This window comes from Terriglobia bacterium (assembly GCA_020072645.1).
Lineage (GTDB): Bacteria > Acidobacteriota > Terriglobia > Terriglobales > Acidobacteriaceae > Angelobacter.
Genome location: JAIQGK010000011.1, coordinates 21518 through 36056 on the forward strand (window position 1 = coordinate 21518; position 14539 = coordinate 36056).

Here is a 14539-nt window from a genome sequence, read left to right on the forward strand (position 1 = left end):
GCCAAGCTTACAATGCTCTGAAAAGCTTGCGTGCAACTTAGGTCCAATCTGCTGCCATCGAACTCTACAAAGCGACCTCCAATTAAGGGGCTTCTATTGCCGCGCTGCCGATCAGTGTGCCTGATGGTCGTGCTCTGCCTGAGCGTGTCCTTTGCCCAGGAGCAGGAAGCTTTTGCGCCTCAAAGCACCCAAAAAGCCACCCCATCGCCCCAAAGCGCTCCTACCCCGATCCCCAACACGCAGGTCCCGCCAGCCCCTGAGCCTGCTTCTTCTCCTGCCAGCGCGTCTCCGGCGGTGCAACTCTCTAGCGGACTCAACAGCTTGCAGGGGCTTAAAGTTGCAATGATTCAAGTAAACGGTCCGGGAATCGACGATGTGGAGAGCCTGCTGACAATACTGCCGCAGAAGGTAAATGAGCCGCTGGATCGATACAAGATCAGGCAGTCCGTACAGGCGCTTTACAACACTGGCCGTTTCGCGGAAATCCAGGTGGAAGCCCAGCGCAATCCCGCCGGGGAAGTGGTTCTGGCGTTCGATGCTCGCGAAAACTATTTCTTTGGGTCCATTCTGGCAGAGGGTTCGCCTGTCCACCCAACTGACAACCAATTGGTCAATGCCAGCAAACTCAATCTGGGTGAGCAATACACTGACGAAAAGATCGCCGCAGGAATCGAGGGAATGCAGCGAACGCTGCAGGAGAATGGGTTTTACCAGGCCACAATCAAGCCATACTATGAGTGGGATTCGCGCAATCAGCAGGTCAAGGTGGAGTTTATGGTGGACCGGGGGAAGCTTGCGCGCGTAGGAGTGATCAACGTTGGAGGGTCATCCGGTTATAGCGCGGAAGAAATCACAAACATCGCCAAGCTGCATTCGGGGGACGTGGTTTCCGCCGGTCGCCGCACACGGGCCTTGCAGCGGCTGCGCAAACTCTACCAGAAGCAGGACCGGCTGGAAGCCCAGGTCACCATGACACAGCGAACCTACCACCCGGAGACCAATCGGCTGGATTACACCTTTGAGATCAACCGTGGCCCGGTGGTGGACGTTAAAGTGGAAGGCGCAAAAATGCGCCGCGGGCAGGTCAAGAAATTGGTCCCGGTTTTTGAAGAAAGCGCGGTTGACGATGATCTGCTGAATGAAGGGGCGCGCAACATACGCGACTATTTTCAATCGAAGGGCTTTTTTGACGTGAAGGTTACGTATGAGCAAGCGCAGGATTCGACTACCGAAAGGCGCACCATAATTTTTCACATCGAAAGGAACGAACGGCACAAGCTGGTGGAGCTGGCGATACAGGGCAACCATTACTTCCAACGCGAAGACTTGCGCGAGCAGATGGTCATGCAGCCGGCCGGCGGTTTACTGCTATACGGCTTATTCAGTCAGTCCATCCTGGCTCGCGACGTGCAATCAATTGAAAACCTTTATCGCAATAACGGTTTTCTTCAGGCCAAAGTCACGCCAGAAGTGCAAGATAATTATGGCAAGCAAGGCCACATCCGCGTAAACATGGTTGTGGTAGAAGGCCCGCAGACGCTCGTGGGAAAATTGAAGATTGAGGGTAATGAGGCCCTTCCGGAGGGCCAGATTCGCGGCCTGATCACGGCTTCAGAAGGTCAACCCTATTCTGATTCCATGGTGATCACAGACCAGTCAGCGATTCTGGAGCAATACTACAATCTGGGGTTTCCCAAAGTGAAATTCGATTACACCACGCAGCCCGAAGCGGATAATCCCAATAGGATTGACGTGATGTATACCATCAATGAAGGCGCGCAGGTTTTTGTAGATAAGGTCCTGATTTCCGGCCTGAACTATACGCGGCCGTTTATTGTGGACCGTGAAATCAAGATTGGCGCCGGCGACCGGCTGAGCCAGAGTCAGATGCTCGATTCCCAGCGCCGCTTGTACGACATGGGTATCTTCAATGAAGTAGGCGTGGCGGTGCAGAACCCTGAAGGCGACGCCACTAATAAAAAAATAAACTTCCAGCTCTCTGAAGCGCGGCGATATACATTTAATTACGGTCTTGGGCTCGAAGTGCAGACAGGACAGCCCAGCGGCACCACTAATCCCCAGGGAAACACTGGCGTCAGCGGCCGCGTGTCATTCGATGTCACGCGCCTTAACTTTCGCGGACGCGATCACACGGTCACTCTCAAGACCCGTTACGGTAACCTGGAAAAGCTGGCGCTCGTGGGCTACGGCGCTCCACGGCTGTTCGATTCGCAAAAACTTACGCTCGATTTTACGGCCTTCTACCAGGAGACCAATGACGTGAGCACATTCACCTCTAAGCGGTTGGAAGGATCGGCTTCCATCAAGCATGAGATGAACCGCGCCACAACGCTTCTGTATCGCCTCATTTACCGGCGCGTCAGCACGAGCAATTTGGTCATCGATCCCCACCTGGTGCCGCTGTTTTCACAGGCGGTGCGCGTTGGCATGCCGGATTTTAGCTACGTCCGCGATACTCGCGATAACCCTATCGAGTCGCTCAAGGGAACATTCAACTCGCTTGATCTGGGCGTCGCCTCCGGGATATTCGGTTCTCAGGCAAACTTCACGCGCGTGGTGGTGCAGAACTCCAGCTACTACCAATTTCATAAGCGCCGCTGGGTGTTTGCCCGGTCCACGCGCATAGGTGTGGAAGAACCGTTCGCTTCCACTGACTTTGCTCCGCTTCCTGAACGCTTCTTCGCCGGTGGCAGCACGTCGCATCGCGGATTCGGTATCAACCAAGCGGGTCCACGTGACCTTACCAGCGGCTTTCCTCTGGGCGGCGAGGCACTGTTTTTGAACAACCTTGAATTGCGTACCCCGCCGCTGCCGCTTCCTTATGTTGGCAACAATTTAAGCGCGGTAGTGTTTCATGATATGGGGAATGTTTTTTCCACGGCCGGCGATATGGCCAACAGCATCCTTAAGTTTTCTCAGCCTGACCGGAGCCTCTGCTTGCATCCAGCCGCGGCAACCTGCAACTTCAATTATGTGTCGCACGCGGTGGGCGCGGGTGCACGGTATCGTACCCCAATCGGCCCGGTGAGTTTTGATGTTGGTTATAACCTCAACCCGCCGGCATTTCCCATTTCTGCGCCTGCTGCTCCTGCAGTCCCTTCTTCACAGGTGCTGAAGCATTTCAATTTCTTTTTCAATATTGGACAGACTTTCTGATGAGAGCGCGCCGCCATTTCGTAATCGTTCTGCTGCTTGCCGGAATCGCGCAGGCCCAGGTGGTAGATCGTATGGTGGCGGTCGTCAACAAGCACGTGATTCTGGAAAGCGAGCTTGATCAAGCCACGCGGGTGGAATTTCTGCTGCAATCCAAACCGATTGAACGTGTGACCTCTGTTGATCGAACGGCGGTCCTGGAGCGTCTGATCGACCGCTCCCTACTTGACCAGCAGATTGTGAATCCGGCCATGCTGGATCCTGCGCCGGAAGAGCTGAAGTCAAAGATTGAAGAGCTGCGGCAAGGCATTCCTGGCGTCTCGACGAATGAAAACTGGAAAACCATCCTTGCCGGCTACGGCCTGACGCAGCAGGACGTGGAAGAACAACTGACATCGCAATTCCGAATTCTTCGCTTTATCGATCTGCGCTTTCGCGGGTTGGTGCGCATCGATAAAGAAGCGATTGCCGTCTACTATCGAGACCGTTTTCTACCTGAGGTGCGCAAGCGCAACGCTTCCGAGCCTCAACTCTCAGAGGTGTCAGACAAGATTGAGCAGATACTTGCGGAGCAGCGCATTGACGAGCTTTTGAATAACTGGCTGAAGACTTTGCGCGCCCAGGCCCACATTGAGCGCATGTTGCCGCCGGCCGCGACGAACGCTGGGACCCCATGAGCAGCAAAACCGATGTAGACATTGCGCCGCCCCCTACGCCAGCGAAGAAGCGCAAACTCAGACGGTTCATTCTCTTTACCTGTGTGGCACTGGCCGTTACCGTGGCCGGCCTCTTGATCTATCTGAACAGCGGCTCCTTCCGCGAGACTGTCCGGCAAAGAGTGATCACCGAACTGCGGCAGATGACGGGTGGCACGGTTGAAGTGGAATCATTTACCTGGAATCTTTCCACGCTTCATTTTGAAGCCCGCAATGTGACGATCCATGGGCGTGAGGCGGTAGGCGAAGTCCCTTATGCCCATGCTGATCGTATCGGAGTCGATGTAAAGATCATTTCATTCTTCACCCGCAAGATTTCCCTCGAGAAGGTGGCCATTGATCGCGTTGTGCTTCATTTGTTGATTTATCCGGACGGCACCACCAACCAGCCTTCACCACAGGCGGGCGCGGCCTCCGATGGAGAACCAACCCAGAACCTGTTCGATCTTGCGATAAAACAGATTGCGGTGCGGCAAGGCACGCTCATGCTCGACCAGGAGAGGATCCCGTTTGATCTTGACGGCAAGGATATTTCCGCCGGCATGAACTATGTTCCCAGCCAGAAAGCCTATGACGGCCACCTTGATTTCGCGCCGCTGACGATTGCTTACAGAAATGCGCCGCCAATGCAGGCGGAAATGCATGCCAATTTCACCCTGCATTCGGGCGAAACCGAAATCAAATCGCTCCGTCTCGCAGCGGGCAGCTCAAACGTTGAAGCCAGTGGAACGCTGCGCAATTACAGCAATCCGGAACTCACGCTGCAATACCAGGCTTCGCTGGACCTGGCTCAGGTAGGGAATACGGCAAAGTGGCGGCAGCTTCGTGCCGGCCGGGCCGAATTGAAGGGCAAGGGCTCATATCAAAACAATCGCTACTCTTCGCAAGGAAACCTCACTGTTCGCGATCTGGAATGGCATGATGCGACGGCGCGCATCTCCTCGGTTGACGCATCCTCACCGTATTCAGTAACACAAGACAAAATCGTTCTCTCCCGCCTGATCGCGCATGCATTCGGCGGCACTGTGCAGGGCGACGTACAGATTTCGAACTGGAATTCCTCTGTGACAGCAGGCAAGAAAACGTTGCCGCAACAGGGAACAACGCGGCTTCATTTATCCGGCGTTCAAGCCAGCAAGGTTGCGGCTGCAATTTCCTCGGCTAAGATGCCGTTGGACAAGATTGAATTGGCTGGGAGCATTTCCGGTGACGTCAATTCCGCCTGGACAGGACCTCTGGAACGAGCAGTCTCTTCATTGAAATTGGATGTCTCCCCGCCTGCATCGCCTTCGCCCAAAGAAGTTCCAATCACCGCACAACTGCAAGCCACCTATCATGGCGATGTCCGCACGCTCGACGTGGCCGGTCTGACTCTGGCAACGCGTGCCATTCGCGTAAACGCCACCGGGTCCTTGGGATCGGAAAAAGCGCAGGCGCATGTTTCCCTCAATGCGACTGACTTGCGCGAATTACAGCCGGCGCTCGACGCACTTGAACCGGGAACACGTATTCCTGTCACGCTGGAGGGGCGATCATCATTCAATGGAGTAATTTTCGGCAGGCTCGACGCGCTCTCAACGCGCGGCCATCTTGAACTGGAAAAATTTGACACGGAATTCCATCTAGCCAGCCAGCCTAAAGGCGCGCGAACCAAGCCTGCGCGAATCCATTGGGACGCACTCTCTGCTGAAGTCGCATACTCACCCTCGATGCTGTCTCTTCAGCGTGGAACACTGCGTCGTGGCACGGCCCAACTGGGATTTTCCGCGACCACAACGTTGCGTCAGGGCGACTTTGACGAAAACACAAGCCAGCTCAATGTCACGCTACATATCCTGAATGAAAATGTGGCAGACATGCAGGCCCTTGGCGGGACAAGCTATGCAATCACGGGCATTGCGAATGCCGACCTGCAAGCCGCCGGCACTTTGCGGAACTTGCAGGGTAGCGGCAAGCTGCAAATCGCCAAATTAACGATCTATGGAGAACCTTTCAAGACTTTTTCCAGCGACTTGCGCCTGAGCGGAAGCGAGGCGCGGCTGGAAAATATTCAGCTTGCCCACAATGGCGCGCGGTTTACCGGGTTTGTGGCCTACGATCTTGGAAATCAAAATTATCGTTTCGATCTCACCGGCGGCAACATAGAGCTTGCGAATTTTAAGCGTTTTGATCTGCCGCGCCTTTCGGTTCAAGGACAGACTGGATTTCATCTGACCGGTTCCGGCACTGAGGATGCGCCGGTCATCAATGGCCAAATCGATCTCCGCAATATTGTGTTGAACCGTGAAACGGTGGGCAGCCTCACGATTCTGGCGGAGACACACGGCGAAAATGTGCAGCTGCGCGGACGCTCGAATTTTGAAAACGCAGAGTTGAACCTGGATGGTTCAGTCCACCTTCGTGATCAATGGCCGGGACAGATCGCTTTAAAGTTCTCGCATCTCGACTTTGACCCTTTGATTCGCGCTTATTTCCAGGGTCAGATCACGGGCCACTCATCCATTGCCGGTGAAATTGACATCCATGGACCCATGAAGCGGCCGGGCAGCCTGGTGATCACCGGCAATGTGACTCAGCTCTCCGCCGATGTTGAGAACGTGAAGCTGCAAAATGATGGCCCGATTCATTTCGGGCTGGAAAATCAATCGCTGAAGGTAGATGAGTTTCACCTGACGGGAACAGAAACAGACCTCTCCGCAAAAGGCGCTGTGCAACTCACGGGCGAACACATGCTTGACCTGCGTTCGCGCGGACGGTTCAACCTGAAACTATTGCAGGCATTTAATCCGAACCTGGTAGCGAATGGTCCGGCGACTTTTACAGTGAATGTCAATGGGCCTTCAGCGCGCCCGCAACTGAGTGGAAGACTTGAGCTGAAAGATGCGTCCGCCTCGCTGCTTGATCTGCCGAATGGGCTCAGCCACATCACTGGTTCGCTGGTATTTGCGCAGGACCGCATGCAGATTGAAAAGCTTACGGCGCACACCGGTGGCGGGGAGTTGGATGTCGGCGGATTTTTGGCTTACCGCAATGGAATCTATTTTGATCTCACCGCGAAAGGTAGTGACGTCCGGCTGCGCTATCCGCCGGGCGTAAGCTCGTCCGCCGATGCGACGCTGCGTTACACTGGGTCGGCAAAAAGTTCATTGCTCTCCGGAGATATTCTGATTACCCGGTTTGGCATGAATCCGCATTTTGATTTTGCCAACTATCTGGCGCAGAGCAAAAAAGCGCCGATCATCTCCACGCTGAATCCATTTCTGGACAACATGCGTCTGGACATGCACATTACTTCCACGCCGGAGTTGCAGGTGGAAACGTCCCTGGCCAAGCTTTCCGGCGATCTTGATCTGCGTGTCCGTGGGACCGCGGCACGCCCGGCCATTGTGGGCAGGGTAAACATTGCTGAAGGCGATGTTTTCTTCAACGGCACAAAGTATAAGCTGGAGCGTGGTGACATTACCTTAAGCAACCCGCTCACTATCGAGCCTGTCATCAACCTTGATATGTCTACCCGAGTGCAGGGCTATGACGTAACGATCGGACTGCATGGACAGGCGATAGGCGGCAAGGGAATCAGCATGACGTACCGCTCTGATCCGCCGCTGGCAAATTCTGACATCATCGCGCTGCTGGCCTTTGGCCGTACTCGCGGACAAAATGTTTATACCGCGAGCCAGCCAGGTGTGAACACGCCAGGTGTGAACACGAATGACACGGCTTCAGCTTCCAACGCGATCCTGGGTGAAGCGCTCAATGCCACCTTCAGTGATCGCGTGCAGCGGCTCTTCGGCGCCAGCCGGGTAAAAATCGATCCTCAGTTTATTGGCTCGGAAAACAATCCCAGCGCGCGCGTGACGATTGAACAGCAGATCAGCAATAACATTACGTTTACTTACGTCACCAGCCTCACGCAATCAGCCGAGACGGTGATTCAGGTGGAATACAATTTCGATAAGAACGTATCGATCGTAGCTGTTCGAGACCAGAACGGGGTACTGGGATTTGACATCCACATACGCAGGCGGAAAAAGTGACGCATGAGCGGGAATGGCACACAGCCGTTCGCAACTGAGCGCTTCACCATGGTGGAAAGCCAGTTGCGCCAGCGTGGCATCCACGATGAGCGCTTGCTCGCGGCCATGAGCAAAGTGCCTCGGCATGAATTTGTGAGCCAGCAAAACTGGAATGAAGCGTATGCCGACCATCCTGTTCCGATCGCAGAAAAGCAGACAACCTCACAACCTTACATGATTGCCGCCATGATTCAGGCGGCGGAGATCAAGCCGGAAGACCGCGTCCTGGAAATTGGCGCAGGTTCGGGATACCAGACCGCACTGCTTGCGGAACTGGCAAGCCAGGTTTTTGCCGTGGAGAGGTATGCGTCGCTGGCGGAGACGGCGCAGAAGACACTGGAACGGCTGGGCTATCGCAATGCCAAGATCATTACTGGTGATGGGTCGCTGGGGCTGTTGGAAGCCGCGCCCTACGATGCCATCATCGTATCGGCCGCAGCTCCGCGCATCCCGCAGGCCCTCATGGACCAGCTCGCTGTCGGCGGACGTCTGCTGATTCCTGTAGGAGATGCCGAAGAACAAGTTTTGCAACTCGTCCAGCGGCACGCGGATGGCAGTACCACGGTGCGGACGCTGGAAGGCTGCCGCTTTGTGCCGTTGATCGGGGAACAGGGGTTTGTGGTTTGATTCTGAAATCCCGAGCGGAGCGAGGGATCACTATGCTTATCCAGGTATGCGAGGGCTATAGATCTGCTCGCTTGAATTTCCATTGATTCCGTCGAGACGGCGTCGTGTTTGCCGGTTAAATTCCTGTGGCTATAGTGATCCCTCGCTCCGCTCGGGATTTCAGAATAAAATACTCTGTGCCTCTCCTCACCAACATCAAAACCACGCTGGAGATGATCAAGTGGGAGCATTCCATCTTTGCCCTGCCATTTGCTCTCTGCGCTGCCATGCTTGCCGCCGGAGGAATGCCCACCGCGGCCAAGCTGGGGTGGATCGTTTTATGCATGATCTCCGCTCGCTCTGCTGCTATGGCATTCAATCGAATTGCTGATGCGAGAATTGACGCGGCCAATCCTCGCACGGCCATGCGCGCGATTCCTGCCGGCACGCTTTCACAGAAATTTGCGACTGTCTTTGTCGTGGTCGCTTGCCTGCTGTTTATCTTTGGGGCGGCCAAACTCAATCGCGTAACGCTGCTGCTGTCTCCGGTGGCGCTGGCGGTGGTGCTGTTTTATTCCTATACCAAGCGATTCACGCGCTGGTCGCACCTTGTGCTGGGATTCGCGCTGGGCATTGCTCCTGCCGCGGCCTGGATCGCGGTGCGGGGCTCGCTCGATCCGCGCATTTTGTTGCTTACGGCGGCTGTGACTTTCTGGGTCGGTGGCTTTGATGTCCTTTATGCCTGCCAGGATATTGAATTCGATCGCGCCAACTCGCTCAACTCGATTCCACAAGCCATGGGCGTTCCCAAGGCTCTCATCGTGGCCCGGACTTTGCATATGCTCATGCTTGGCCTGCTCATTGCGTTGGTCGTAGTATTCGGACTCGGCAAGCTGGCGATCATCGGAGTTATTGTGGTGGCGGCGCTTCTGGCTTATGAACACTCGCTGGTCGCTTCAGACGATCTCAGCAAATTGAACGCTGCGTTTTTCACCATGAATGGCGTGATTGCCGTGGTGTTTTTCGTCTTTGTGGCAGCCGACCTACTAATAAGAAACTCTCATTCGTAAAAACCTTACCGCTGATGACACTGATCAAACTGATTTTCACTGATCTGATCCAGTTCGATCAGTGTCATTAGTAGCAAGGTTTGTTTACACTAATCTTCCATGCGCGATCCGGTTGAACTGGAAATCTTTAAGAGTCTTTTCCACTCCATTGCGGAAGAGATGGGCGCTGCCTTGCGCCGCACGGCGTTTTCTCCCAACATCAAAGAACGTCGCGATTATTCCTGCGCAGTATTTGACGGCGCGGGAGAAGTAGTCGCCATGGGCGATCATATGCCGGTGCATCTGGGGTCGATGCCCATGTCCGTCAGAGCCGCTGTGGAGACGCTCACGCTCAGTCCTGGCGACGTGGCGATCTTGAATGATCCCTTCTGCGGCGGCACTCACCTGCCGGACATTACGCTGGTTGCGCCGGTTTTCATCGGCGGTAAAAGCAAGGACCGGCGCATTACGAAGCCTGCATTTTATGTGGCATCGCGAGCCCACCATGCCGACGTCGGAGGAACGTATGCCGGATCCATGGGAATCTGTCGCGAAATATATCAGGAAGGCATCCGCATTCCTCCCATCAAGCTCATTGCGGGAGGCAAGTTGCAGGATGATGTGTTTCGCCTACTGCTCAACAATGTGCGCACTCCGGAAGAACGCGAAGGCGATCTTAATGCGCAGATTGCGGCCTGCCACACTGGTGAAGCGCGATTGCTGGAGATCACGCAGCGTTATGGCCTTGCGCGCGTGCAGCAGGTGATGGACGAGTTGCAGGAATATTCTGAAAAGCTGATGCGGGCGTTTCTCGGCAAGGTCCCGCATGGCCGCTATGAAGCTGAAGATTTTCTGGATGACGATGGCGCGGGTTCAGGGCCGGTCCGCATTGCGGTGACACTTACGTTTCAAAAGGCGGCAGGAGGCAAGCCGCTGGTAACTGTTGATTTCACCGGCAGTTCGCCGCAAGTCGCAGGCAGCATCAACGCCGTGGATGCCATTGCTTTCTCAGCGTGCTTCTACGTCTTCCGCTGCCTGTTGCAGGAAGATGTTCCAGCAGCAGCGGGACTGATGCGCCCCGTGCGGATGATTGCGCCTAAGGGAACGGTGGTGAATGCGCGGCCGCCGGCGGCCGTCGCGGGTGGAAACGTTGAGACTTCACAGCGCATCGTCGATGTGTTGCTGCGCGCGCTGGCCAAGGCCATGCCGGACCGCGTGCCTGCCGGCTCTTCCGGCACCATGAATAACCTGACCATCGGCGGCATCGACGAACGCACCGGCGAGCCCTTTGCCTACTACGAAACGATTGCGGGCGGCATGGGAGCGCGTCCTGACCGGGCGGGAGTGAGCGGCGTGCATACACACATGACGAACTCGCTGAATACTCCGGCAGAGGCGCTGGAGTATGCGTATCCTTTGCGCGTGACGGAATATTCTTTGCGGAAAAACAGCGGCGGAGCGGGGAAGTTCCGTGGCGGTGACGGCATTGTGCGCGAAGTCGAACTGCTCGCCGATTCTGAAGTGACGCTGCTGACCGATCGCCGCAGCCGCGGTCCATATGGATTGCAGGGCGGCGCGGACGGTGCGGCAGGACGAACCCAGGTTGTCCATCAGAACAGCATGAGCGAAACCCTTCCCGGCAAAACCAGCGTACGCCTGAAAAAAGGCGACAAGGTCAGAATTGAATCCCCCGCAGGCGGCGGCTGGGGCAGGCCATAGATCGGTGATCAGTTGATCTGGTGATCTGCCCTGGGGCAGACCAGCTTACTGGTCAAGACCACGAGTGCAAACCTTGATCTGCTAAGTGCCAATTGCTACTGCAGCTAACTGCTAATTGCTACTGCTGTGGCGTCGGAGTCGGCGTAGCCTGATCTTTCTTCTTCCTGTTCAGCACCTGGCCCAGCACATCGCCCAAGTTCGGAGCGGCAGGAGTGGGCGTAGCTTGGGGCTGTTGTCCCTGATTGCTGCCGACGGCTGGACTTGCAGGCTGCTGTTGGTTTTGTTGCTGTTGCTGCTTACCGCCGATTGCGTCCAGAATCCCGCCAATGCCGCCCTTCTGCTGCTGGCCTGCGGGCTGCTGTCCGTTCGCGCCTCCCTGGTTCTTGTTCCCAAGAATCGCGCCCAGAATCCCCGTCGTTAGCTGGCCCGGATTTTTGCTGCTGGGCAGTAGATTGTCTAATTTCATCTTGGCAATCTGTTGTACGTCGGGTGCAACCTGCGGATGCTGAAATGTACCGGTCACGATCACCGGCAGCACCAGCTCGCCCTGATTATTGGCAAGCGCGGTGTTCATGAATCCACCGACTTGTGTGCCGCCTACCTGTTGGCTGATGGCTTTGTTGAGCACAGCCGTTACATGCAAATTCAGAGACTGATCGGCCAGATTGATCAAGCCGGCGGCGGCCATGGTGCCGCCATCAATCACCGCTTTGAGATTATTTGTCTGGGCAAGGCCATTTTTCACATCGAAGTTTCCGGTAACTTGAACGAGGTCAGTAAAGCCTTTGGGTGCCCCAAACCCATTGCCCAGAAATTTCCCCACAGAGGCCAACTCATGCAGCAGATCAAGATTCATGAGTTTGCCGTTTGTAAGATTAATGGCCATGTTGCCGTTCAGGCTGCGCGCGATATTGGCAGAAGAAGAGCTGAAGCTTGCATTCACGTTCGAAGCCAGCAGCCCGTAGATAGTCTGCTTCACATCGGAAACCGATGAGATCAGTTTATTGGCATCGACTTTCTCGGTCTTCAAATTCACGTTGTACACGGGCTGCGCCGGGCGCATGTCGATCGTGATGGCGCCGGTTTCTTTTCCGCCGTAAACGTCTGCCGTGACGGGATTCATCTTGATCAGGCCGTGATCCAGTGTCACGTTGGCATGCGCATTGTTCAAAAGCAGATCGTCATACTGAATAACGCCGATGGCAACCGTGCCGCCGCCGGTCATCTTGGTGAGCATGCTGGGCTCAGCTTTGGTCTGCGCGTTGGCTTCAGGCACAACGCGCCAGAAGCTTGCACGTTTGGCGGGCTGCGCCGGAGTGGCGGCAAAGATCTGCTGAAGCTCTGCCACGTTCACTTTGTCCGCGTTCAAGGCAAACTGGACTTGAGGCGCTTCAAAGTTCTTGAGCGTGATTGTGCCGCCGGCGTTGGTACTGCCGAGCGTGAGGGCAATGTTCTGTAGCGAGGCCGAGTTCTGGCTGAAGCGGATATCGGAGTTCTTGATCTGCAGCGGCTTGGTCAGCGAAGGCATTTTCAGCGTGGCATTGCTGATCTTGCCGGTCCCATCAAAGTTCAGCGCGGACATGTTCTTGGTGGAGCCTTGCGCCTTCACGTCGAGCGAGAGTGCTCCATCGCCGGAAACGCCATCTACCGCCGATACGCCCGCAGCTTTGGCGATGTTGATCAGCTCGCCGATGCGTGCATTCGGGGCGCGCAAGGTGGCGCTGATGGAACTGTTGGGCGCGCTGTATTGCGATAGCGCAAAGCTGACGTTGACGGTGGTTGAGCCGGTCGTCGCCGCAAATTCATTAGAGCGCACGGTTTCCGGCGTGAGAGCCAAAGTAATGTCATTGACTTTGACCGGTTGAGGAATTTCTTTACCGCTGATATCAAGATTGCGTGCCGAAAGCTGGCCGTTCAATGCCGGCTTGTCCATGGCTCCGCGCGCCTGGATATCGGCATTGACCTGGCCTTTTACGTCCACGTCCTTGCCGAATGCGACTCCGAATGCCGAGGCCAGCCTCGCCATTTCCGCGATGGAAGCATTCGACGCCGTGAGTTTGAGGTCGATCTGCGAGGGGGTTGGTTTGGTATTGACGGTGCCTGCCAGAGAGATTGGCGTCGCGCCCAGCTTAAGATCACCCTTGTGAACCTGGATGACGTCGTTGGTCAGATCGTCGGCAACGTCATAATCCAGCGTAATGGGATAGCCGACATTCACGGTGTGAATGCGCGCGTTCTCCACTTTGATCGTTCCATTGGAAGACAGCTTGCCGCCGGAGTTTTTCACTTTGGCGCTACCGGTGAGCACCGCGTCAATTCCATTGAGCGACTGTGAGTTCAGGAATTTTTGCGCCGCGCCGGTAGATACCTGGTCCAGCCGCAACACGCCATCAAAGGGCGTATTCAGCATGTCAGCTTCTTTGATCGGGCCGCCTTTGCCTTCCAGCCAGATGGCCTGCTTGCCTTCGCCGGGCAGATGCGCCGTGAGCTTCATGCTGAATTGCTGGTCCGGCGCAAAGTCGTTCACATTGAGATCAATGTGGTCGTACACCGCGCGGGATTGATGTTTCTGCAGATCGGTAATCGCCACCTGTCCATCATTGATGAAGAGGTTAGCCAGCGTGAGTTGGCCGGCGGGCTGCTTGCCAGCAGGAGATTGCGATCCTGGTGGTCCCGTTGTCGTGGTAGGCGTTGGACCTTGCGCAGGTTGCGAAGGCGTTTTCTGCGCGGCAGTCGGTTTGGATTCCTGCCCCAAGGTTGCAAAGTTCCAGACGCCCTGGGCGTTGCGCACCAATCCAATGTGGGGATGCACCAGTTCCAGCGAATTCACTTCAAGCTGCTTGCGCAATAGTGGCCAGAATTTGACGCTTACAGCCAACTTATCTGCCGTAGCGAACGGACGATTCGTGGCGAATTGAGGGTCTTCAGCAATCGTCGTGTTCTCGACATCGAACGCCGGCGGGAACAGACGCAAGCTCATATTGCCCAGCGTCACCTGTCGTCCCAGCCGTTTCTCCAGCTGCGACTGAATTTGTCCGTGATATTGATTCACGTTGATCAGGTGCGGCACGATAAGGACCGCTGCGATCAATACAACGACAATGACGGCGATTGCGATACCAAGTTTGCGCATTGCTGCCCCACAGAGCGCCAGTTATTTGGAAAGGCGCTTATTCGATTTTGATGCCAGGGTTTCCCT

The 14539-nt window shown here is 55.6% G+C and carries 7 protein-coding genes; 6 read left to right on the forward strand and 1 reads right to left on the reverse strand.

All coding sequences use genetic code 11. The features are described 5' to 3' along the window. Positions 1 to 96: 96 nt before the first annotated feature. The 6 genes from LAO76_15620 (at position 97) to LAO76_15645 (ending at position 11340) form a co-directional block, all read left to right on the forward strand. Positions 97 to 3177 carry a BamA/TamA family outer membrane protein gene (locus tag LAO76_15620; GenBank protein ID MBZ5492356.1) on the forward strand — a complete coding sequence of 1027 codons (3081 nt, stop codon included), beginning with the start codon at positions 97 to 99 and terminating at the stop codon, positions 3175 to 3177. Further along, the gene (locus tag LAO76_15625; protein MBZ5492357.1) at positions 3177 to 3851 is read left to right on the forward strand and encodes a SurA N-terminal domain-containing protein; all 675 of its coding nucleotides are present in this window, start codon (positions 3177 to 3179) and stop codon (positions 3849 to 3851) included. The genes LAO76_15620 and LAO76_15625 overlap by 1 nt, the downstream gene beginning before the upstream one ends. Beyond that, on the forward strand, positions 3848 to 7927 hold the full coding sequence (locus tag LAO76_15630; GenBank protein ID MBZ5492358.1) for a translocation/assembly module TamB domain-containing protein: 4080 nt from the start codon (positions 3848 to 3850) through the stop codon (positions 7925 to 7927). The genes LAO76_15625 and LAO76_15630 overlap by 4 nt, the downstream gene beginning before the upstream one ends. Before the next feature lie 48 nt (positions 7928 to 7975). Further along, positions 7976 to 8593 carry a protein-L-isoaspartate(D-aspartate) O-methyltransferase gene (locus LAO76_15635; protein MBZ5492359.1) on the forward strand — a complete coding sequence of 206 codons (618 nt, stop codon included), beginning with the start codon at positions 7976 to 7978 and terminating at the stop codon, positions 8591 to 8593. Between the two features lie 194 nt (positions 8594 to 8787). Further along, positions 8788 to 9642 (forward strand): putative 4-hydroxybenzoate polyprenyltransferase, encoded by an 855-nt coding sequence (gene ubiA, locus LAO76_15640; protein MBZ5492360.1) that lies wholly within the window; start codon positions 8788 to 8790, stop codon positions 9640 to 9642. Positions 9643 to 9741: 99 nt separating this feature from the next. Beyond that, positions 9742 to 11340 (forward strand): hydantoinase B/oxoprolinase family protein, encoded by a 1599-nt coding sequence (locus LAO76_15645; GenBank protein MBZ5492361.1) that lies wholly within the window; start codon positions 9742 to 9744, stop codon positions 11338 to 11340. A 118-nt stretch (positions 11341 to 11458) separates the two neighbouring features. Here the strand turns inward: LAO76_15645 and LAO76_15650 are convergent, their stop codons facing one another. Continuing rightward, complete coding sequence (locus LAO76_15650) at positions 11459 to 14473, reverse strand: AsmA family protein (GenBank protein ID MBZ5492362.1); 3015 nt, start codon at positions 14471 to 14473, stop codon at positions 11459 to 11461. Positions 14474 to 14539 lie beyond the last annotated feature (66 nt).

What these genes read in the sequence shown, in the direction of transcription:
- LAO76_15625 (MBZ5492357.1), top strand. Translation starts at nt 3,177, where the DNA reads ATGAGAGCGCGCCGCCATTTCGTAATCGTTCTGCTGCTTGCCGGAATC.
- LAO76_15630 (MBZ5492358.1), top strand. Translation starts at nt 3,848, where the DNA reads ATGAGCAGCAAAACCGATGTAGACATTGCGCCGCCCCCTACGCCAGCG.
- LAO76_15635 (MBZ5492359.1), top strand. Translation starts at nt 7,976, where the DNA reads ATGGTGGAAAGCCAGTTGCGCCAGCGTGGCATCCACGATGAGCGCTTG.
- LAO76_15645 (MBZ5492361.1), top strand. Translation starts at nt 9,742, where the DNA reads ATGCGCGATCCGGTTGAACTGGAAATCTTTAAGAGTCTTTTCCACTCC.
- LAO76_15650 (MBZ5492362.1), bottom strand. Translation starts at nt 14,473, where the DNA reads ATGCGCAAACTTGGTATCGCAATCGCCGTCATTGTCGTTGTATTGATC.